The sequence below is a fragment of the Gordonia rhizosphera NBRC 16068 genome (genome assembly GCF_000298195.1).
In the GTDB taxonomy this organism is placed as follows: Bacteria; Actinomycetota; Actinomycetes; order Mycobacteriales; family Mycobacteriaceae; genus Gordonia; species Gordonia rhizosphera.
The window spans coordinates 1-21611 of sequence record NZ_BAHC01000071.1 but is presented as its reverse complement, the minus strand read 5'-3'; the positions used below and the strand labels follow the sequence as shown (position 1 = coordinate 21611).

The 21611-nt window shown below is 65.2% G+C and carries 21 protein-coding genes; 17 read left to right on the top strand and 4 right to left on the bottom strand.

Going from position 1 to position 21611, the window contains the following annotated elements; all coding sequences use genetic code 11:
- From GORHZ_RS08730 to GORHZ_RS08695, 8 genes are all read left to right on the top strand, one after another.
- Positions 1-559 (top strand): acyl-CoA dehydrogenase family protein (locus tag GORHZ_RS08730; protein WP_006332171.1); only part of this gene is annotated, 559 nt, incomplete at its 5' end.
- Between the two features lie 76 nt (positions 560-635).
- Complete coding sequence (locus tag GORHZ_RS08725; protein WP_006332170.1) at positions 636-1802, top strand: acyl-CoA dehydrogenase family protein; 1167 nt, start codon at positions 636-638, stop codon at positions 1800-1802.
- Positions 1802-2593 carry an SDR family NAD(P)-dependent oxidoreductase gene (locus GORHZ_RS08720; protein ID WP_006332169.1) on the top strand — a complete coding sequence of 264 codons (792 nt, stop codon included), beginning with the start codon at positions 1802-1804 and terminating at the stop codon, positions 2591-2593. Before GORHZ_RS08725 ends, GORHZ_RS08720 begins: the two co-directional genes overlap by 1 nt.
- Before the next feature lies 1 nt (position 2594).
- A complete protein-coding gene (locus GORHZ_RS08715) occupies positions 2595-3794 on the top strand; it encodes a thiolase family protein (protein ID WP_006332168.1) in 1200 nt (399 codons plus the stop codon).
- Entirely contained in the window at positions 3794-5023 is a 1230-nt protein-coding gene (locus GORHZ_RS08710; RefSeq protein ID WP_006332167.1) for an acetyl-CoA hydrolase/transferase family protein, read from the top strand. Before GORHZ_RS08715 ends, GORHZ_RS08710 begins: the two co-directional genes overlap by 1 nt.
- Before the next feature lie 63 nt (positions 5024-5086).
- Positions 5087-5845 (top strand): SDR family NAD(P)-dependent oxidoreductase, encoded by a 759-nt coding sequence (locus GORHZ_RS08705; protein ID WP_006332166.1) that lies wholly within the window; start codon positions 5087-5089, stop codon positions 5843-5845.
- A 22-nt stretch (positions 5846-5867) separates the two neighbouring features.
- Positions 5868-6695: a 1,4-dihydroxy-2-naphthoyl-CoA synthase gene (gene menB / locus GORHZ_RS08700; RefSeq protein ID WP_280985851.1), complete on the top strand. Its 828-nt coding sequence runs from the start codon at positions 5868-5870 to the stop codon at positions 6693-6695.
- 25 nt (positions 6696-6720) lie between these two features.
- Entirely contained in the window at positions 6721-7770 is a 1050-nt protein-coding gene (locus tag GORHZ_RS08695) for an LLM class flavin-dependent oxidoreductase (RefSeq protein ID WP_006332164.1), read from the top strand.
- 66 nt (positions 7771-7836) lie between these two features.
- On the opposite strand, the gene GORHZ_RS08690 is transcribed toward GORHZ_RS08695, so the two are convergent.
- Positions 7837-8610, bottom strand: coding sequence for a FadR/GntR family transcriptional regulator (locus GORHZ_RS08690; RefSeq protein WP_083877230.1), 774 nt, complete (start codon positions 8608-8610; stop codon positions 7837-7839).
- Positions 8611-8813: 203 nt separating this feature from the next.
- Between GORHZ_RS08690 and GORHZ_RS08685 the strand changes: the two genes are divergently transcribed.
- Genes GORHZ_RS08685 through GORHZ_RS08665 form a run of 5 tightly spaced genes read left to right on the top strand, consistent with a single transcriptional unit; the run spans position 8814 to position 13411 of the window.
- The gene (locus tag GORHZ_RS08685) at positions 8814-9596 is read left to right on the top strand and encodes an enoyl-CoA hydratase/isomerase family protein (RefSeq protein ID WP_006332155.1); all 783 of its coding nucleotides are present in this window, start codon (positions 8814-8816) and stop codon (positions 9594-9596) included.
- A gap of 39 nt (positions 9597-9635) precedes the next feature.
- A complete protein-coding gene (locus tag GORHZ_RS08680; RefSeq protein ID WP_006332153.1) occupies positions 9636-10448 on the top strand; it encodes an enoyl-CoA hydratase/isomerase family protein in 813 nt (270 codons plus the stop codon).
- Between the two features lie 36 nt (positions 10449-10484).
- Positions 10485-11297 carry an enoyl-CoA hydratase/isomerase family protein gene (locus GORHZ_RS08675; protein ID WP_006332151.1) on the top strand — a complete coding sequence of 271 codons (813 nt, stop codon included), beginning with the start codon at positions 10485-10487 and terminating at the stop codon, positions 11295-11297.
- A gap of 5 nt (positions 11298-11302) precedes the next feature.
- Positions 11303-12346 carry a phosphotransferase family protein gene (locus tag GORHZ_RS08670; RefSeq protein WP_006332150.1) on the top strand — a complete coding sequence of 348 codons (1044 nt, stop codon included), beginning with the start codon at positions 11303-11305 and terminating at the stop codon, positions 12344-12346.
- Positions 12347-12385: 39 nt separating this feature from the next.
- Positions 12386-13411 carry an Rv3169 family protein gene (locus tag GORHZ_RS08665; protein WP_006332149.1) on the top strand — a complete coding sequence of 342 codons (1026 nt, stop codon included), beginning with the start codon at positions 12386-12388 and terminating at the stop codon, positions 13409-13411.
- 89 nt (positions 13412-13500) lie between these two features.
- On the opposite strand, the gene GORHZ_RS08660 is transcribed toward GORHZ_RS08665, so the two are convergent.
- The 3 genes from GORHZ_RS08660 to GORHZ_RS08650 are packed head-to-tail and all read right to left on the bottom strand — an operon-like array spanning position 13501 to position 16365.
- Positions 13501-14400, bottom strand: coding sequence for an SDR family oxidoreductase (locus GORHZ_RS08660; protein WP_006332148.1), 900 nt, complete (start codon positions 14398-14400; stop codon positions 13501-13503).
- 32 nt (positions 14401-14432) lie between these two features.
- Positions 14433-15569, bottom strand: coding sequence for an acyl-CoA dehydrogenase family protein (locus GORHZ_RS08655; protein ID WP_006332147.1), 1137 nt, complete (start codon positions 15567-15569; stop codon positions 14433-14435).
- A gap of 1 nt (position 15570) precedes the next feature.
- Positions 15571-16365 (bottom strand): enoyl-CoA hydratase-related protein, encoded by a 795-nt coding sequence (locus GORHZ_RS08650; RefSeq protein ID WP_040530872.1) that lies wholly within the window; start codon positions 16363-16365, stop codon positions 15571-15573.
- 305 nt (positions 16366-16670) lie between these two features.
- Here GORHZ_RS08650 and GORHZ_RS08645 point away from each other — a divergent pair, with 305 nt between their 5' ends.
- From GORHZ_RS08645 to GORHZ_RS08630, 4 genes are all read left to right on the top strand, one after another.
- Positions 16671-17864, top strand: a complete 1194-nt coding sequence (locus tag GORHZ_RS08645) for a CaiB/BaiF CoA transferase family protein (RefSeq protein WP_040530870.1) — start codon at positions 16671-16673, stop codon at positions 17862-17864.
- A 52-nt stretch (positions 17865-17916) separates the two neighbouring features.
- Positions 17917-19530 carry an AMP-dependent synthetase/ligase gene (locus GORHZ_RS08640; RefSeq protein WP_006332144.1) on the top strand — a complete coding sequence of 538 codons (1614 nt, stop codon included), beginning with the start codon at positions 17917-17919 and terminating at the stop codon, positions 19528-19530.
- Between the two features lie 430 nt (positions 19531-19960).
- Positions 19961-21253, top strand: coding sequence for an MFS transporter (locus GORHZ_RS08635; protein ID WP_006332143.1), 1293 nt, complete (start codon positions 19961-19963; stop codon positions 21251-21253).
- 154 nt (positions 21254-21407) lie between these two features.
- A partial coding sequence (locus tag GORHZ_RS08630; RefSeq protein ID WP_040530877.1) for a MaoC/PaaZ C-terminal domain-containing protein occupies positions 21408-21611 on the top strand: 204 nt, incomplete at its 3' end.

The window sequence follows — 21611 nt, the reverse complement described above, 5'->3', positions numbered from 1 at the left end:
GGACGTGACGGTGTCGGCGGAAAATCTGCTCGACCGCTCACGTGCCGTGGCCACCGTCGAGTTCGCCGGCTCCCCGATCGCCGGTCTCGAGTCCGGGGGCGACACGATGCTGGGGAGGACCGCGACACTGGCCGCGGTACTCGTCGCCGCCGACGCGTTGGGCGCGGCCGAGCGGATGCTGGAACTCGCCGTCGAGTACAGCCTGCAACGCAAACAGTTCGGCAAGGTCATCGGGTCCTTCCAAGCCGTCAAACACGCCGCGGCCCAGATGCTGGTCACCGTCGAGGCCTCGTATTCCACGGCACTGTATGCGGCAGCCGCCGTGGATGCCGGCCTCGACGACGCCGACACCATCGCCGCGGTGGCCAAATCACAGGTGACCAAGCCCGTCGCGGACCTGGCGGATTCTGCCCTGACCGTGCACGGGGCCATCGGTTACACGTGGGAACACGACCTACACCTGTTCTACAAGCGCGCCAAGCTCGACCAGACCCTGTTCGGCGTGCCGAGCGCCTGGAACGAGCTGATCGCGGCCGCAGTGCTCGACGACAACGCGTAGAGGGGCTGGACGCACCCTCTGGTTATTTGGTCAGGCCATTGATATAGTTACCTCAATTGAGGATTTGGAGAGCAACGTGGATTTCGAACTGACAGAGGATCAGATCACGATTCGGGATGCGGTCGCCGAACTGGCGGCCAAGTTCGACGATCAGTACTGGCAGGAGAAGGACGAGAAGCACGAATTCCCCACGGAGTTCTACAACGCGTTCGCCGAAGGTGGCTGGTTGGGGATCACCACCCCGGAGGAGTACGGCGGCCACGGGTACGGCATCACCGAGGCGTCGATCATCCTTGAACAGGTGGCGGCGTCGGGTGCCGGAATGAACGGTGCGAGTTCGATGCACCTGTCGATCTTCGGGATGCACCCGGTGATCGTGCACGGCAGCGAGGAGCTGAAGCGGCGGACGCTGCCGCGTATCGTCAACGGTGACCTGCATGTCTGCTTCGGCGTCACCGAGCCGGGTGCGGGCCTCGACACCACCAAGATCACCACCTTCGCCAAGCGTGATGGCGACAAGTACATCGTCAACGGCCGCAAGGTCTGGATCTCCAAGGCGGTGGAGTCGGAGAAGATCCTGCTGCTTACGCGCACTCAGAAGTTCGACGAGTCGCCGCGCAAGACCGACGGTATGACGTTGTTCCTCACCGATCTCGATCGCGACAAGGTCGACATCCGACCCATCAAGAAGATGGGACGAAACGCGGTCACCTCCAACGAACTCTTCATCGACAACCTCGAGATCCCGGTCGAGGACCGGGTCGGCGAGGAGGGTAAGGGGTTCACCTACATTCTCGACGGATTGAACCCGGAACGGATGCTCGTCGCGGCCGAGGCGTTGGGTATCGGCCGTGCCGCGATGCGCGCCGGGGTCCGTTACGGCAACGACCGCGAGGTGTTCGGCCGGGCGATCGGCAAGAACCAGGGCATCCAGTTCCCGCTGGCCGATTCCCTCGCCCGGCTCGATGCCGCGGAACTCATGCTACGCAAGGCCACCTGGCTCTACGACAACGGCAAACCCTGCGGGCGCGAGGCCAATACGGCGAAGTATCTGTGCGCGGACGCCGGCTTCGAGGCCGCAGACCGCGCGCTGCAGACCCATGGCGGGATGGGTTACTCGGAGGAATACAACGTAGCCCGCTACTTCCGGGAGGCGCGGCTGACGCGTATCGCGCCGATCAGTCAGGAAATGATTCTCAACTACCTCGGGTCGCATGTGCTCGGCCTGCCCAGGAGCTACTGATGAGTGACCAGCCCGAATCGACAACACCCAGGGGACTCGGCGTATTCGGACTCGACGGCCGAACCGCGCTCGTGACCGGTGCGGGTGGCGGTGTGGGCGCCGCGGTGGCCGAGGCCTTCGCGGCCGCGGGCGCCGCGGTGCTCGTCACCGACATCAACAAGGACGCCGCCGCAGCGGTGAGCCAGCGCATCACCGCCGCCGGTGGGGTTGCCGAGCCCTTCGCACTCGACGTGTGCGACGCCGAGAACGCCCGGGATGCCGTCGCCGCGGCTGCCCGTCTCGGCAACGGGAAGCTCAACATCCTGGTCAACAACGCCGGCGTCATCGCCCCCGCGATGTTCCCGAAAATGGACGAGGACCGGTTCCGCAAGGTGCTCGATACCCACCTCATGGGCAGTTACCACTGCAGTCACGCCGCCCTGGACGTCCTGCCCGACGATGGCACCGGGAGAATCATCAACGTGACATCGGCGGCAGGGCTGACCGGCACCATCGGACAGGCCAACTACGGCGCGGCCAAGGCCGCGATCATCGGCCTGACGAAGTCGCTCGCCCGCGAGCTGGCGAGGCAGTCGGTCACCGTCAACGCGGTCGCTCCGCTGGCCGCCACCGCGATGACCGAGAACATCCGCAGCAACGAGAAACTCGCAGCGAAGACGCTGGCGCGTATCCCGCTGGGCCGCTGGGCATATCCGGATGAGATCGCTCCGACCTTCGTGTTCCTCGCGTCCGATGCGGCCGCGTACATCACCGGACAGATCCTTCCGGTCGACGGCGGGACGGTGATCTGACATGGGTGCACGAGTAACGGGTCCCTTCGCCGACTCCGGACGTGAGGTTGTCATCGCCGAGGCGGTCCGCACCCCCATCGGCAAGTCTCATCCCGAGAAGGGCTGGTTTCGCGACACCCACCCGAACGCGATGCTGGCCGCCTGCTATCAGGATCTCGTGGCCCGGACGGGTATCGACCCGGGTGTCGTGGAAGACCTGATCATCGGGTGCACGGCACCGTTCGGCGAGCAGTCCCGCAACATCGGGCGCAACGCCTGGCTGCAGGCCGGCTACCCGGCCGAGGTCCCGGCAACCACTCTGGACCGTCGCTGCGGATCCGCACAGACGGCGGTCAACTTCGGTGCCGCCCTGGTGTCGTCGGGTGTGCACGACCTCGTGATCGCAGGCGGCGTCGAACACATGGGTCACGTGCCGATGAACTCGCCCGCCAAGATCAGCGAACTGTACGGCGAGCCGTGGCCGGCCGAGTTGCGCGAACGCTACGACTTCGTCACCCAGGGGGAGAGCGCCGAGCTCATCGCCGAGCGGTGGGACATCTCGCGCACCGAAATGGACGAATTCGCGGTGCGCTCGCATGCGCTGGCCGCCGAGGCCATCGACGCGGGGCGGTTCGTCGATGAGATGGTGGACATGGAACTCGACGGCGAGGTGCGCACCGGCGATCAGACGGTTCGGCCGGGTACCTCGCTGGAGACGCTGGGCAAGCTGAAGACGGTGTTCCGCGCCGAGAACGGGCGGGTCACCGCCGGCACCTCGAGCCCGATCTGCGACAGCGCGGCGGCCGTCGTGCTGTGCACCCGTGAAGCGGCCGAGCGCCACGGCCTTCGAGTGCGGGCCCGGATCGCCGACCAGACCACCGTCGGCGTCGATCCGATCATCATGCTCACCGGTCCGATCCCCGCGACCCACAAGCTCCTGGAACGAAACGGACTGACGGTCAACGACATTGACCTGTTCGAGGTCAACGAGGCGTTTTCCTCGGTCGTGCTGGCCTGGCAGCGGGAGCTCAAGCCCGACGAGGACCGGGTCAACGTCAACGGCGGGGCCATCGCACTCGGCCACGCCGTCGGGGCCACGGGTGCGCGGCTGATCGCGACCATCCTGCACGAGATGGAGCGCCGCGACAGCCACCTCGGTCTGGTGACCATGTGCTGCGGTGGCGGTCTCGGTACCGGCACGCTCATCGAGCGGGTGGACTGATGGTCGACTTCAGCGGGCTGCTGCGGCCGGGTATGGGGGTCTGGTGGAGCCAGGCCGCCGCCGAGCCGCGTCCGCTCGTCGACGAGTTGCTCGCGCAGGCCGGCGCATTCGGGCCGCTTCGGCTGTTCACCGGACTGAGCTGGAATGATCAGTTGGCGCAGTCCATCTCGCCCACCGACACGATGGTCTCCTACGGCGGCCTGGGCGCGTTGCGGGATCTCGGTGCGACCAACCAACTGGAGGTCGTGCCCTGTCACTACTCGGCGCTGCCCCGGATGTTCGCCGAGCACCGGCTGCCCTGCGATGCCGGTCTTCTGCAGGTGTCGCCCCCCGATGTCGACGGCATGTGCTCACTGGGTATCGGCGTGGATTACATGGCCGACGCCATCGACCACACGTCTCTGCTCTTCGCCGAGATCAACGCGCAGATGCCGGCGATTCCGGGTTCGCCCCGTATCCCGTTGCGGCGTTTCGCCGGAACCGTCGAGACCGACCGCCCACTGCAGGAGGAGAGTGCGCGTCCACCCGGAGACGTCGACCGCGCCATCGCGCGCCACATCGCCGAACTCGTCGACGATGGCGACACGATCCAGATCGGCATCGGAGCCACGGGCGCAGCCGTGTGCGACGCCCTGGCCGGTCACCGCGACCTGGGAGTGCACACCGGCATGATCACCGACGGTGTCATGCGCCTCATCGACAAGGGTGTCGTCACCGGAGCCCGTAAGCAGGTCGATGTCGGCCTCGCGGTCGCCGGCACCGCGCTCGGCTCGTCGGAACTCTACACCCGGGCAGCGGACCTGCCCCTATTGTTCCGGCCTACCAGCTACACCCATGCACCCCAGACACTCTCGCAGTTGTCCTCGCTGGTCGCGGTCAACTTCGCCATCGAGGTCGACCTGACCGGGCAGGTGGGCGCGGAGATGAGTCGAGGGACCTACCTCGGCGCGGTCGGCGGACAGGTCGACTTCGCCCGCGCGGCCGCACTCACCGGGCGGCGATCCATCGTGGCCCTGCGCTCCACCATGCGTGGCCGGTCGTCGATCAAGTTCGGTCTCGACGAAGGCGTCGTGACCACGGCACGTGCCGACGTCGACTGCGTGGTGACCGAACACGGCATCGCACACCTACGAGGCCAGCCACTTGCCGAACGGCGACGCAGGCTCATCGCGATCGCCGCACCCGAGTTCCGCGAGGAGCTCGCGAGCGCGGTTCGAGCCGCGTCGTAACCGATCACCGCAGCGACCCCGCATCCACCACATCCGAAACACCATCGAAAGGCTAGAGACACCATGACCAATCGAGTTGCACTCGTCACCGGCGGAGCCCAGGGCATCGGCGAAGGGATCTCCCGCCGACTCGGCGAGGCCGGATTCCGTGTCGCTGTCGCCGACCTCAACATCGAGGCGGCACAGCAGACCGCCAAGGAGATCGTCACCGCCGGGGGCGAGGCCATCGCTGTGCCCATCGACGTCACCGACACCGCATCGGTCAAGGCCGCCGTCGAGCAGGTCACCAACGAACTCGGACCCGTCGAGATCGCCGTGAACAACGCCGGCTGGGACGACTTCATGAAGTTCCTCGACACCGACGAGGATTTCTGGAACAAGATCCTCGACATCAACTTCAAGGGCGCACTTCGGGTCAACCACACCGTCGTCCCCGGCATGATCGAACGCGGATTCGGCCGGGTGATCAACATCGGCTCGGACGCCGGTCGCGTGGGCTCGTCGTTGGAGGCCGTCTACTCCGGCGCCAAGGGCGGGATCATCGCCTTCACCAAGACCCTTGCCCGGGAGGTCGCCACGAAGGGCGTGACCGTGAACACCGTGTGCCCCGGGCCCACCGACACCCCGGCCCTGCGCAAGTTCGCCAACAACTCCGGACAAGATGCCGACAAGGTGATCGGCGGCATGACGCGCTCGGTGCCCATGAAGCGGCTCGCGCAACCGGCCGACATCGCCGCGGCCGTGGCCTTCTTCGCCTCCGACGAGACCGGCTACATCACCGGTCAGACCCTGTCCGTCAGCGGCGGCCTGACGATGGCGTGATCCGACCGTGACAGACGCAGCGGTGGAGTGGTCGACGGTCCGTCGCTACGACGACGTCGACTACTCCCGCACCGACGACGGCATCGCCAAGATCACCATCTGCCGCCCGGAGGTGCACAACGCCTTTCGTCCCCAGACCCTCATGGAGATCTCCGACGCGCTCACTCACGCGCGAGAGGATCCGACGATCGGGGTGATCGTGCTGACCGGTGAGGGCGACAAGGCCTTCTGCTCCGGAGGCGACCAACGCGTGCGCGGAGACACGGGCTATCTCACCGAGCCCGATACCCCCGGTGCGGTGGGCCGCTTCCATGTGACCGACCTACAGGTGCAGATCCGGCGTCTGCCCAAACCCGTCGTCGCCATGGTCGCCGGCTACGCCATCGGCGGCGGTCACGTCCTGCAGATCGTCTGCGACCTGACCATCGCCGCGGACAACGCCCGCCTCGGCCAGGTCGGACCGCGCGTCGGATCATTCGACGGCGGATTCGGTGCCGGACTGCTCGCCAATATGGTGGGCCAGCGCAAGGCCAAGGAGATCTGGTTCCTGTGTCGCCAGTACACAGCGGCGCAGGCCCTGGACATGGGCCTCGTCAACACGGTGGTGCCATTGGCGGACCTGGAACGTGAGACGGTGGCCTGGTGCCGCGAGATGCTCGAACTGTCCCCGATGGCGTTGCGGTTGATGAAGGCCAGCTTCCATGCCGCCGAGGACGGACTCGCCGGCATACAGCAACTCGCGCACGACACCAATCTGCTCTTCTACGCCTCGGACGAGGCGAAAGAAGGGCGAGAAGCCTTCAAGGCGAAGCGATCACCGGAGTTCGACCGATTCCCGCGGCGCGCCTGACACACGATCGACAGGAGTACATGAGATGACGACGTTCGGCGTCAACGCATTCGGAGTCGGCACCGGCAGACAACGCTACGACACGATGGTCGACCTCGCCCGGGACGCCGAGGCCGCCGGGTGTTCGGCCGTGTGGACCAGCGAGCTCTACAGCAGATCCGCGACCATCCCGATGGCGATGCTCGCGGCGGGCACGAGCACGATCCAGATCGGCACGAACATCGCCTACGGAGTCGGGCGCAGCCCGCTGATGTGGGCGGCCGAGGCCCGGGATCTCGACGAATTGTCCGGCGGCCGCATCATTCTGGGCCTCGGCAACGGAACCCCGAAGATGATGGAGGCCTGGCACGGGGTCAGCGGCGAGGCACCGGCCGCGCGCATGGCCGAACTGCTGACGGTGTTGAAGAAGCTGTGGCAGCTGCACGAGGGACCCGTCGACCATGACGGCCGCTTCTACACCGTGCACATCGCTCCGACATCGGACGTGCCCGAACCGGTCCGGCCGACCATCCCGATCTGGATCGCCGGCGTCAACAAGCTCATGCTGCGTACCGCAGGTGAGCATGCCGACGGCCTCGTCGGCCATCCCATGTTCACGTCGGAGTACATCCGTGGGCCGGTGGCCGACGAACTCGCGGTGGGAGCCGCACGCAGCGGCCGCGACCCCCGCGATGTCACTATCATGGGGATCCGGATGTGCGCGATCGACGACGATGTCGAGGTGGCGCGGCGGCAGGCCGCCTACGCCATCGGACAATATGCCGCCTCCCGTGTCTACGACCGGCTGTTCGACCTGCACGGCTGGAGTGCGGAACAACGCGTGATCCGCCAGGCGGCACGCGACCGCGACACCGAGGCGCTGATTCGCGCGGTGAGCGACGACATGATCGACACGATCAGCATCGCGTGCCGACCCGACGAGTTCACACGCAAGCTGGCCGAGATCCCGCCGGAGTTCGACCACCTCGATCTCGTCGCTCCGCCCTGGGGGCTGAGCGACGCACAGACCCGCGCGATCAACACCGAGATCCTCACGGGTCTTCGCCAGCACTTGTCGACAACGGTGCCGGCGTAGTTGCCGTCTGAGTCGGACCTCAGTAGAGAGGACCGACCCAGACGGGGCTTCCCTTCCCTGACAGCGTCAGGAATCGCCCAGCTCGATCTCGGTCCGTTCCTCGACCTGGACCACCGCCTCGGCGTACCCGTGGACGTGCTTGGTCATGCGCCGCATGGCCGCAACCGCGTCACCGGCACGGATCGCGTCGGTGATCGTTTTGTGCGCCTTGAATGTCGTCTTGCGGACCTCGTCGTCCACGAAGGCCTTGTTCTCGGTCGAACTGTAGATCGCGCTGGAGAGTGCGGTCATGAAACCGGTCAGCAGTTCGTTGTGGCTCGCGGTGGCAACCGCGATGTGCCAGTCGACGTTTGCCTGAAGGAATGCTTGGAGCGGAGTGGCGGGGTCCCCGATCGTCGCATTCGCGGCATCGAGCGCGGCCAGGTCGTCGTCGGTACGGTACTTTGCGGCCAGGCTCGCGCACGCGGGCTCGATCGCCTCGCGTGTCTCCAGCAGTGCGGTGAGTCGCAGTTGCTGCCCACGGATCAGCAGGCTCACCGAGGTGGCCACGGCGTCGCCGCCGGGTTGTTGGACGAACGCGCCGCCGGATCGTCCGGTCTTGATGACCACCAGGCCCTGGACCTCGAGGATGCGCAGCGCCTCACGCACCGTTGTCCGGCTCATGCGGGTCTGGGTGACCAGTTCCCGTTCCGGGGGAAGTGCGGTTCCGGAGGGGAATTCTCCCCGCAGAATCCGCTCGCGGAGGTCGTTTGCGAGGACGTCGGATGCTTTGGGCACCTGCATCGGCTGCAACTTGACCGGATGTCGCGCAACCGCGCTCGACGTGCTCGACTCGGCCATGGTCACCTGCTTCCTGTGTATTTGGTCGTACCTAATCTAGCAGCAAAGAGTGCGGCCGTGGGAACACCGTTGCCCGGGCGCGCCCGATAATGTATTTTGGTCATACCAAAGTAATCATTGACTTGGCTTGGTCGTCTGGATAGCGTCCGACGAGAGCGAGTCGACCGGCGCGAAGCCGATGAACAGGCGAATTGTGAGGCGAGATGGCAGGCCAACCGCACGACGTCGTCAGCTGGACGACGGTCAAACCCGGGATCACCGCGGTGAGCCTCGAGCGCCCGCCGGCCAACGCGCTGGGGATACCGCTACTCGACGGCATGCACCTCGCCATGGATGCCGCCGAGAAGGCCGGTGACGTCAAGGTCATGGTGATCGCCTCGGCGATCTCAGGGTTCTTCGCGGCCGGTGCCGACATCAAACACCTCTCCTCCATCGACGCGGAGAGCTTCACCGCATACGGCGACAAGATGCGCGAGGTCAACGACCGCCTCGCGGCGGCCCCCTGGATCTCCATCGCCGCGGTCGACGGTGTGGCACTCGGCGGCGGTCTCGAACTCGCGATGGCCGCCACCCTCCGGGTCGCGGGAGTCGGCGGCAGGTTCGGTCTGCCGGAGGTGAAGCTCGGGCTGATTCCGGGTGCCGGCGGCACCCAGCGGCTGCCGAGACTCGTCGGCCGTGGCCGTGCACTCGACATCATGCTCACCGCCCGGCAGGTGAGGGCAGACGAGGCGTTCCGGATCGGACTGGTCGACAGGCTGACCGACGGCGATGTGCTCGAGGCCGCGATGGCGTTCGCCGACGAGCTCGTGGGGCCGTCGCTGCCGGCGCAACTCGCGGTGGTGCGCACCGTCGACGCGGCCTTCGACCTGCCACTCGAGGACGGTGCGCGCTTCGAGGTCGAGCAGATCCAGACTCTGTTCGAAGACGGTGAAGCCGCAGAGGGTATCCGAGCATTCGTCGACAAGCGCACGCCCGATTTCCGCTGACGCGCTTCGTCGAACCACACCGATCTAGGAGTCATTGTTGTGAAGACATTGGAAGAACGCTTCGAAACCCTCCTCGCCGAGGAGGTCAAACCGGGCATCGTGCTCGTCACGCTCAACCGGCCCGACCGCTACAACGCGATGACCAACACGATGTTCATCGAACTGGAACGTCTCGCATGGGGGTTGGAGACCGAGGACGACTGCCGCGTCGTCATCCTCACCGGCGCCGGGAAGGCGTTCTGTTCGGGATACGATCTCGCCGACGCCGACGACCTACCCAACCTGGGTGCGCTCGGCATGCTCGACCAACAGGAGCGTGCGGCACGCGCCCTGACCGCCATCCGATCGTTGCGGGTTCCGGTGATCGCCGCGGTGAACGGTGCCGCCGCGGGTGGCGGGTTCTCGCTGGCGCTGGCCGCCGACATCCGGATCGGCAGCGCGGCAGCCAAGTTCAATGCTGCCTTCGTCCGGATCGGCCTGTCGGCGGGTGATCTCGGTACCTCCTGGTTGCTGACCCGGCTCATCGGACCCGCGAAGACGAGTGAAATCTGCTTCACCGGCCGCATCGTCGGTGCCGAGGAAGCCGCCGAACTCGGTCTGGTCAACTCGCTCAGTGAGGCCGACGATCCGGTTGCCGACGCGCTCGCGCTCGCCGAACAGATCCTGGCCAATTCCCCGGGCGGCGTACAGCTCTCCAAACGTGCGCTGCAGGCCAATCTCGAGGTGGGCTCCTACGCCGCGGCGATCGAGTTGGAGAACCGCGGACAGGCGCTGCTCACCCGCAGCCCCGACATGACCGAAGCGCTGAACGCCTTCAAGGAGAAGCGCGCACCGGTGTTCCAGGGCAAATAGGACTCTTCACCAGAATCAAAGGCAAGGTGCCAGCACATGTCCATCCTCTTTCCAGATCTCGAGACCCTGACCTTCGAGGAGGCCGAACCCGGCATCGGCATCCTCCGGATCAACCGTCCGGACCGGATGAACTCACAGACCGTACAGATGTTCCACGAGTTCCTCATCGCCGGACGGGCGTTGCGGGACAGCGGTTTGCGCGCGCTGATCGTCACCGGCACGGGTGATCGGTCCTTCTGCCCCGGGTTCGATCTCGACGAGGTCCACGTCATCGCCGAGATGGGTGTTCGGGAGTTCCTCAAGTTCCAGGAGACCGCGACCAACGGTATCCAGTCGATTCGCCACCTGCCGTTCCCGGTCATCGCGGCGATCCACGGGCCCGCCACCGGCGGCGGATTTTCGCTGGCACTCGCCGCCGATATCCGACTGGCCGCCCCCACGCTCAAGATGAGTGCGGCATTCGTGAAGATCGGGCTCTCGTGCGGAGAACTCGGCACGTCCTTCAATCTGAGCCGTCTGGTCGGGCCCGCCCGAGCCGCGGAGATCGGCTTCACGGCCAGGGTCGTCGAAGCGGACGAAGCGCTGCGCATCGGGCTGGTAAACCACATCGTGCCGACCGATCAGCTGCTCGACGAAGCCATGGCGATGGCGCGCTTGATCGCGCAGAACTCGCCGGGCGGTGTCCGAATGTCGAAGCGAGCGATCCAACGCAATGCCGAGATCGGTTCGTACGAGGCGGCTCTCGAGCTGGAGAACCGAGGACAGGCGCTACTCACCCGCACCGATGACATGCCCGAGGCGCTGGCTGCCTTCAAGGAGAAGCGCGCCCCTGTGTTCACCGGGCGGTGACCGACATGACCTGGGACTGGACGCCGGACACGCGGAATGCACTGCAGCGATTTCTGAGCGAGCGTGGAATCACGTCGGGTGAGATCACCACCAAGGCGATCGGCGACGGACACTCGAATCTGACCTTCCTGGTCAGCGACGGCGTGCGGAGTGTCGTCGTGCGCCGGCCACCGCCGCCACCGATCCCGCCGGGTGCCAACGACATGTTGCGGGAAGCGAAGCTCCTTTCCGCCCTGCGGCCGACCAAGGTACCGGTACCCGAAGTCCTCGCCATCGCGCAGGCGGATGAGGTCATCGACGTCCCGTTCTACGTCATGAGCTTCGCCCCCGGTCCCGTGGTCACGACACGGACCCCGGCGCCCCTGAACACGCCCGAGCAGCGGCTCGCGGTGGCACAGAGCATGATCGAAACACTCGCTGACCTCCACGCCGTCGACTGGCGAGCCGCCGGACTCGAGAAGATGGGCCGACCCGAAGGATTCAACGCACGGCACCTACAGCGCATGCGTCGCCTCGTCGCCGACGAGGACGGCAACCCACCCGCGGATTTCGCCGACATCGACGCCTGGCTCGAGGCACACACCCCCGCGGAGTCCGGTGCGACATTGATCCACTGCGACTTCCGGATCGGCAATGTCGTCCTCGCCCCGGAAGCCCCCGGGCGGATCGCCGCGGTCCTCGACTGGGAGCTGGCCACCATCGGCGATCCGCTGCTCGATGTCGGATACCTGTTGGCGACCGTCCCCGAACAAGGCCAACCGATGAACCCGACGGCCGCGCTCGGTGCGGCGATGCTCGAGGACGGGTTCCCGTCGAAAGGTGCACTCGCTCAGGAGTACAGCGTCCGCACCGGCCGAGACCTGACCGATCTCGCCTGGTATACGACATTCTCGCTGTGGAAACTGGCCGTCCTCTATGAATACAGCCGCCGCCGGGTCATCGACGGCATCGGTGATCCCTACTATTCGGATCCCGCCCTGGTCCAGAGCTTCCTGGCCGATGCCCGCCGATCGGCGGGATTGCTCGATGTCGCTGCCCCACAACGCTAGCCACGCGCACCCTACGTGCGCAACGACCAAGGAGTTCTGGTGACCACCACACCTGACCACACGACATTCCACGATCGCCTGGTAGGGGCCGACGCCGTCGACCTGCCCGCCGGATTCTTCGACCGGCTCATGTTCAACATGCATCCTGTCGACGTCGCGGCGCCCTCGGTGATCATGGGGTTCGGGATGTATCCGCTCAAGGACACCGTCGATGGCTTCGTCGTCGTGACCGACGAGAAGGAGCAGCGGAACCTGCGGTTCGCCTCGGAACTGAGCGCCACCGACCGCAACGGTGCCGGACCGTTCCGGTTCGAGGTCGTCGAGCCGAATCAGATCTGGCGACTTCGGCTCGATGACAACGTGATCGGTACCGAGTTCGACATCACGTGGCGCGCGCGGACCCCGGCATGGTTCGGGGAGGTGGCGGTGACGAACTCGTCGGATCAGCGCACCTCGTTCGATCATCTCTTCCAATCAGGACGATACGAGGGGACCCTGTCGATCGACGGGCACCGCTTCTCGGTCGACGGCTGGTATGGACAGCGTGATCGCTCACGCGGTGTCCGCACGATGGCCGGCGGCCAGGGGCTGCACATCTGGTATCAGGCGCAGTTCCCGGACTTCTCGATCGGTTTCCTGCTGGTCGAGACCCGCGCCCACGACAGGCTTCTCCTTGAGGGTGCGGTGATGCACGAGGACGGCGGACTCGATCCGATTGTCGATGTCCGTCACGCGCTCAGTTTCACCGATGGACTCGATCTGGTCGAGGGCGACGTGGAGGTGACGACCGCAGCAGGGCAGCGCTACCGGGTGCGTGCCGACGCTCGCGCAGGGGGCGGGTTCATGGCAGGTGCCGGCTATGGCGGTCACCACGGAACGTCGCACGGGATCGACCACGTCGAGTCGGATCGTTACCCACTCGATGGGTCGGTCACGCCCCGGAGCCTCGACTCCGCCCTGACCGATCGTCTGTGTTCGTTCGATCTGGACGGTGTTGCCGGGTCCGGGATCTTCGAGTTCGCGTTGACGCGCAGCAGTTCGTACCAGTACCTGCCGTCGCTCTGACCCGGCGCTTACGTCCGCATACAACAAAGGGAGGGTGTGTATCCAGTGGATACACACCCTCCCTTTGTCGGTGCGGCTTCGGGGTCGCCTCACACAGCGCGTTGTGCCTTGCTGGACTCCGAGGCGGCCTTGCTCGATTCTTTGATCTGTTGCCAGTCCTGGTCGGTCAGCGTGGTCAGCCCCGCGAACGTGCCCGGCCCGGCGAGCATCTGCCCGCCGTCCATGGCGATCGTCTGCCCGGTGAGGTAGTCGCAGGCATCCGACAGCAGGAACATGGTGAGATTGGCCAGTTCCTGGATGGTTCCGGCTCGCCCGGCTGGGATCTGGTCGGTCTGGGTGGCGCCGACGGAACTCTTGTCGGTCGGGTTCAACATCTCCCAGGCGTAATCGGTGGGAATCGGGCCCGGAGCCAAGGCATTGACCCGAATTCCGTACTTGGCCCACTCGACGGCCAGCGACATCGTCATCGAATGAACTGCGGCCTTCGCCATCGCGGAGGGAACGACGAACGCCGAACCAGTCCACACCCACGTCGTGAGCGTGGACAGGACACTCCCGGGCAGTCCATCGGCGATCCAGCGTTTGCCGGCGGCATGGGTGGTGTGGAAGGACCCGTTCATCACGGTACTCGTGATCGCCTGGAAGGCGCGGGGACTCAGGTCCTTGGTCTGCGCGATGAAGTTGGCCGCCGCGTTGTTCACGACACCGGTGAGTGGGCCGTGGTCGGACCAGATGGCCCCCATCGTCGCGTCGACGTTCTCGTAATCGCGGACGTCGACGGTGTGGTAGTGCACGGCGCCCGGGCGAGACGCCGATGCCTCTTCGGCGGCCTCGGCCAGCACCGCGTCTCGGCGCCCCCACAGGTGGACCTCGGCACCGTGGTCCACGAGATGACGCGCAACGCCACGTCCCAGGCCGGTGCCACCCCCTGTGATGAGAATCCGCTTCCCGGACAGCAGTTTCGGTGAGAAGGTCGAGTCGTCGGTCATCATGTACCTCGTTGTCAGATGTATACGGCCGGTTACAGGCCGATGTTCTTGGCGATGATCTCGCGCTGGATCTCGTTGGCCCCACCGTAGATCGGTGGGGCGAGGGCGCGGCGGACCTGGCCCTCCATGCCGTATTCGCGTGCGTATCCGTAGCCGCCCATCATCTGCATCGCCTCGAGGGTGGTGTTCTTGGCGACTTCCGTGCACCGCATCTTGGCCATCGCGCTCTCGCGCGCGAGGTCGTCCTCGAGGCCGAGATCGATCTTGCTCGCCACGTCGTAGAGGAACACCCGGGCCAGCTCCACATCGGTGGCCAAATCCGCGATCCGATGCCGCAGTGCTTGGAAGTCTGCCAGTTTCTGGCCGAACTGTTCGCGCTCCCGCACGTAGGCGATGATGTCGTCGAGGGCGCGGCGGGCGCCGCCCACGCTCATCGCGGCGATGATCAGGCGTTCGATGGATAGCCCTCGCATCAGTTGTTTCCACGCGTTGCGGGGTGTTCCGACCACGGCCGAGGTGGGGACCTCGACGTCGGTGAAGAAGACGTCGTTGCACGTGCGCGGTTCCATGGTCTCGATGCCCCGGATCGTGAGGCCGGCCGCGGAGGTAGGCACCATCAGCAGCGTCATACCCTGGTGCTTGCTACCCGAGGAATCCTCACGTGCCAGTACCAGGATGTGCTCGGCCACGTGAGCCGCCGAGATCCAGGTCTTCTGACCGTTGATCAGATAACGGTCACCGTCCCGACGAGCCGTCACACGCAGGCCCGCCAAATCGGATCCGGCGCCGGGCTCGCTCAGCGCGATGGCCTCGAGACGTCCGGCGGCCATATTGGTGACGATGGTCTTCTTCTGCTCCTCGGTACCCCACCGCAGGTAGGTCTGTGCCGCGGTCAGGCCGGTGGAGTATGCGGTGATCGGAGCAAGGCCGCGTGCGGACTCCTCGAGGAAAATACACTCGTCGACGAAACCCGCTCCGCCACCGCCGAACTCCTCGGGTAGCGACACCCCGAGCCAGCCGTGCCGGGCCATGTCGGCGAGGACGGTTGGGCTGTTGGCGAGGGTGCCGCCCTCGGTCACGGCGTCGCGCTGGGCGACCGTCGCCAGTTCGCGGCGACAATAGGCTTCCACCGCCGCCGCGAATTCGCGTTGTTCTGTCGAGAACTGCATGTCACTTCCCCCGATACGGTGTGAAGTCCGGCTTGCGCTTCTCGTTGAACGCAGTGATCCCCTCGCGTGCCTCGGGAGTCTCGCCGAAGATCTCCAGCGTGGAGTACGCCATCTGGCCGACACTCACGAAATGCTCGGTGTCGGTGTTCAGCGACTGCTTGAGCACCTTCAGTGCGGTCGGGGAGAAGTCGAGCATCTGGTCGGCCCAGGCACGTACCTCTGCCTTGAGATCTGCGGCCGGGACGACCTTGTTGACCAGGCCCCAATCCAGCGCCTCCTCGGCGGACAGGCGACGCAACATGAACCAGATCTCGCGGGCCCTCTTCTCGCCGACGACGCGGGCCAGGTAACCCGAGCCGAGGCCGGCGTCGAAGGACCCCACGCGCGGCCCGTTCTGACCGAACTGGGCGGTATCGGCGGCGATCGTGAGATCGCACAGCACATGCAGCACGTGTCCGCCGCCGATCGCCAATCCGTTCACGGCGGCGATCACCGGCTTGGGGTTGTCACGGATGACGCGGTGCAGCGATTCGACCTCGAACAAGCCGCTGTGCGACGGACCGTAATCGCCGGTCTCCATGCGCTGTTTCTGGTCGCCGCCGGCGCAGAACGCCTTGTCGCCGGCACCGGTCAGCGCGACCACACCCACCTCGGAACTCGCCCAGGCGCGCTTGAACGCGAGAATCAGTTCGTCGACGGTCTGGGCCCGGAAGGCGTTGTACCGCTCAGGGCGGTTGATGGTGATCCATGCCAGCCCGTTGTCGACCTCGTAGGTGATGTCGGTGAATTCGGCCATCAGACTTCGGTGTCCCTTCTTGTCGTCGGCCCCGGAAGGGCCTTGCATTTGTGGTCATTAGGACTGACCATTTGCACAACAGTAGCGTTGAGTACTGGATGTGCGCAAGGCTGCGAAAGTGTGGCGCCGGCGATGGGCGTGCGAGGTGCTCGCCTGATCGGTTCGCCCCGTCACGGGATGAATGCCGGCGGGCAACTTACCGGTTGACTTTCTGGTCAGACCATTATACTAAGTGCGTAGTGGAGCGGAAATGCGTTGGTCGGCAACCATGTCCGCATTGATGGTGGAATGCAGAGGTGGTCTATATGGAAGACTGGCGGAACGCGGCTTCTTCCGATTTCACCGGTCCACTGCGCGGGGTACGGGTGGTTGAGCTCGGCGCGATAGGTCCGGGTCCGTTTTGTGCGATGCTGCTCGCCGATCTGGGAGCGGATGTCATCAGGGTGGACCGACTCAGTGGGGGCGGGCCGGTCGGGCCGAACAGCGACCATCGAGCCGAGTTGATCAACCGGGGGCGTAGATCGGTTGCGGTCGACCTCAAGGTGGCTGCCGGGCGTGACATCGTCCTGGAGATGACAGATCGCGCTGATGTGCTGATCGAAGGTTTTCGCCCGGGCGTGATGGAACGGCTCGGTCTGGGCCCTGAACAGTGCATGGAGCGTAACCCGGGTCTCATCTACGGCCGCATGACCGGATACGGGCAGACCGGACCGATGTCGCAGGAGGTCGGGCACGACATCAACTATGTCGCTCTCAGCGGCGTGCTGTCGATGATCGGTCGACGCGATCAGCCCCCGACACCGCCGCTGAGTCTCGTCGGCGATTTCGGCGGCGGTGGCATGGTCCTCGCGCTGGGCGTCTTGGCCGCGCTGATCGAGCGTGACCGGTCCGGGGTGGGGCAGGTGGTCGATGCCTCCATGGTCGAAGGAGCGTCGCTGCTGGCGACGGCCTTCTATGGTTTCCGCCAGAACGGCACGTGGAACGCGCCGCGCGGAACGAATATCGTCGACAGTGGTGCGCCGTTCTACGACGTCTATGAGACCTCTGACGGGCTGTGGTTGTCGGTCGCCGCGATGGAGCCGCACTTCTATCGCGAATTGATCGATCTCCTTGAACTCGGCGACGATCTGCCCGACCAGAACGACCAATCGCAGTGGCCGGAGATGAAGAAGGTCTTCGCCGATGCGATCAAGCGGCGCACCAGGGACGAGTGGGTGTGCGCCGCGCGTGGGCGCGCGGTCTGCATCGCACCGGTTCTGGATGCAATGGAAGCGCCGAACAGCGAACAGAGTCGGTCCCGGTCATCGTTTGTCGATGTCGATGGTTACCTCCAGCCTGCGCCCGCGCCCCGATTCGGCAGAACCCCGGCGACCGTCGATCGCCGACCGCCGTTGCCGGGCGAGCACACCGACGAAATCCTCGCGGATTGGGGGATGAATCGCGCTGCGGTCGCAAAGGCAGTCGCTGCGGGTGCGATCGTCCAGCGTGAGGTGAGATGACCCGCCGCGACCAGCGTGGCGCGGTAGCCCGGATCGAGGAAGGGATACACCAATGACGATCTTTGCGGGTGACACATTGGTCGACCTGTTCCGTGCGGCCGTCGCCGACCGCGGAGACGACGTCGCGCTAAGCGGCCCGGATTCCATCATGTCGTGGAGACAGTACGGAGGACATGTCGACGCACTGGCAGATCAACTGCGCTCAACGGGGCTGACCCACGGTGAGCGCGTCGGACTGCTCATGGGCAACCGGCCGGAGTTCCATGTGGCCGACATGGCAGTACTCGTGGCGGGTGGGGTCCCGTTCTCCATCGAACCCGGAGACGCGGAAGCGAAACTGGACTCCGTAATGCGCGTCGCGGCGCCCCGGATCCTTCTGGCGGATGCATCCAGCGTCGATACCGCCCGTATGCTCGCGTCGGCGGCCGGTGGCGTGCGCGTGATCTCGTCGACGGAATTCGCGCAGCCCACAGAGGGTTTCGCACCGAATTCCTTCGCACCTCCGGATTCCGAGGACATCGCCACGTTGATCTTCACCTCTGGCACAACGGGGGAACCGAAGGCGGTCCAGCTCGCGCATCGGGTCATGGTCTCGAGCTTGCGCGGAACCGACAAGGTCGCGCCGATGGCAACGGGGGGCAGGGTCCTCTCCTACCTGCCATTGACCCACATCGCCGAGAGATTCATGAGTTACTACTTCGCGGTGGCGACTGGATCGACCATCCATTGCGTCCCGGATGCCGACCTCCTCTACGACGAACTACGTCGAGTGCGACCCACTCGATTCTTCGCGGTTCCCCGTGTCTATGAGAAACTGCGTGCGCGCGGTCGCGCCCTGCAGGACGCCGACGAGACCGTCACCGGTCGGCAGATCATGGCGGAGTTCGGGCTTGACGCCTCGGAATACCGTGGCGTCGCCACCGCTCCGGCATCCGAGGACCTCCTCGGGTACTTCGCAGAACTCGGAAGTCCGGTCTCGAACATCTGGGGGATGTCGGAGGCCATCATGTGTACCGTCAACCCACCCGAGCGACTCGTCTCCGGCTCGGTCGGGGTCTTCCTCGACTCCTGCGAAGGCGTTGTGGCCCCCGACGGCGAACTCCTGGTACGCGGCTCAAATGTCATGAGCGGCTATCTCGGCGATCCAATCCGAACCCGCGAGGTCGTGGACGACGACGGGTGGCTGCACACCGGCGATCTGGGCCGGATCGACACCGACGGGTATGTGTTCATCCTTGGGCGGAAGAAGGACCTTCTCGTGACGGCGACGGGAAGGAATATCGTCCCCACCCGCATCGAGCAGGAGGTCCGTAGTCGCTCCGATCTCGTCTCGGCCGTCATGGCGATCGCTGAAGGGCGTCGCCACGTGACCCTGCTCATGGTGCCGGACGAGTCGAATCTGCGTGCGTTTGCGAACGAGCACGGAGTGGAAGGGACGATACCCGAGCTGACGGCAGACCCAGTGGTGGTCGCTGAACTCGACCGGCTCGTCCGTGAGACGAACAAGGTTCTGGACAAGGCGGAAACGATCCGCAACTGGATACTGATGTCGGAGGAATGGAGTCCGGGGTCAGATGAGTTGACCTCGACGATGAAGATTCGCCGGGCGGCGGTCGAACGCAAGTACGCGGCCGAGATCGACCAGATGTACTCCCAGCAGTCGTAGTCGAGGTCTGCGCTCGACCAGCCTGAACGCGCCAGTGAAGGCGGCTGCCGAGCGACTCGCCGCTGGATAATAGCGACCCGACTTCGGAAGTCTGCCGGGCCGGGCGTGTGGGTGTTGCGCACCTGATTTCTCGGTGTCACATGGACGATCCCGATTCACACCGCCGGCGGGCCGATCCCTACCTCATCAGCATCGCGACTCCCGCAGTGAGTTTCGTTGCCAAATACCTGCCATCGCGCGCGGATCTTCGTGTCTTCGAAGCCCGGTCGAATTCGCTCGGTTGACCGACTCGGCTGCATCGATCTCAGGCGCGAAGAATTTAATTGGGCTTAGCTTTACATTTGGTCTGTCCATATGTTGTAATGGTGTGACGCCGGGCACAGCTATGGCCCCGCGGTAGTCCTTGACACAGGAATGGCAGGAGAGCTCGATGGCTTTGGCTACACCCATCTCGCAGGGCAGACAACTGAATCGATGGTGGTATGCCGCAACAGGATTCCTCACACTCCTGTTCGGCACGACCACGGTCAACGTGTTGTTCAACGTTCTCGGCAAGCCGATGGCCGATGACCTCGGCTGGGATCGGAGCGTCATCACCAATGGCTTCTCGATCGAGACCCTTCTCGTCGGTGTCAGCATTGTCGCGCTCGGGATTCTGGTCGATCGATACGGACCCAAGTTGCCGTCGGTTCCGATGGCCATGGGCTTCGGCGTGGGCTTGATGCTGATGGCGGCGCTACCGGCCAATCAGGCGATCTTCTACCTGCTCTGCGTGCTGATCGGTCTCTCGGCGGGTGCGGTCAACCCCATCGCTCATGCCACGGTCGTGAGTGCCTGGTTCGTCGATCGGCGTGGACTCGCGCTGGGCTTCCTGATGGCCGGACTCGGCGCGTGCGGTGTGATGATGCCGTATCTGGCGAACTGGATCTTCGACTTCGCGGGGTGGCGGGGCACATTCCTGATCATCGGCGCGCTGTGCACGGTGATCCCCGCCGGGGTCTACGCGTTTGTCACGAAGATGCCGCATGAGCACGAGAAGGAGCGGCTCGCGGCGAGGGCGGCGGGCCGGACCGCAGGCCAGTCATTGTGGGCGCTCGCACGCACGTCGCGGCAGTTCTGGCTGCTGAGCGGGTCGATCTTCCTTGTCTCGAGTGCGACCTTCGGACTGATGTCCCAGGTGGTTCCCATGACGACGGACAAGGGTATCGACAAGAGCGCCGCGATCGCCGCGCTGTCGCTGTTGAGCCTGTCGTCGGTCGGCGCCCGGGTCCTCGTCGGCTACGCCCTCGACCGGTTCTTCGCGCCGATGATCGGGGCGATCATCTTTGCGCTCTGCGGAGTCGGCGTGATCCTGTTGATCTCGTCGTCTGGAACCGCCGCGCTGATGGGCGGCGCGCTCTTGGTTGGGCTGGCGTTGGGCGCCGAGGGGGATGTGGCCGCGTACATCACGAGTCGGTACTTCCCGAAGCACTCCTACGCCCGGGTCCTCGGCTTCATCTATTTCCTCTATGCGATGGGGGCGTCGTTCGGGATCTTCTTGCTCGGCCAGGTCTACAGTGCTACCGGTTCGTACAACGCCGGCATCGTGCCGATCGTGGGCATGGTGGTGGCGTCTATCGCGTGCCTTCTCGCCATGGGGTCCTACCGCTACTCGCTGGACCACCGCGAGGTCAGCGAGAGCGTGGAAACCGCGGTCGCTGCGGAGGGTGCCACGGCAGTCTGACCGGAACTGTCAATTCGCGGTGGCGGCATCGAACGGACCTGGGTTCGTTCGATGCCGCCATTGCGCTCGTTTGGGGCGCAGCTTGGTACGTGCCCGTGATCATTGACCAACTATATTTTTGGTCGTACCATTTGAACTCGATATGGAGGTTGTGATGGCTGGTGTGTGGTTCGATGAACTCTCGGTGGGGCAGAGGTTCGAGCATCCGATTCGGCGAACGGTGACCGAGACGGACAATGTCCTGTTCACCGCGATGACGCACAATCCCGCGCTCCTCCACCTCGACGAGGAGTACATGAAGGGGACGCCGTTCGGCCAGCGGATCGTCAACAGCGCGTTCACTCTTGGTCTGATGGTC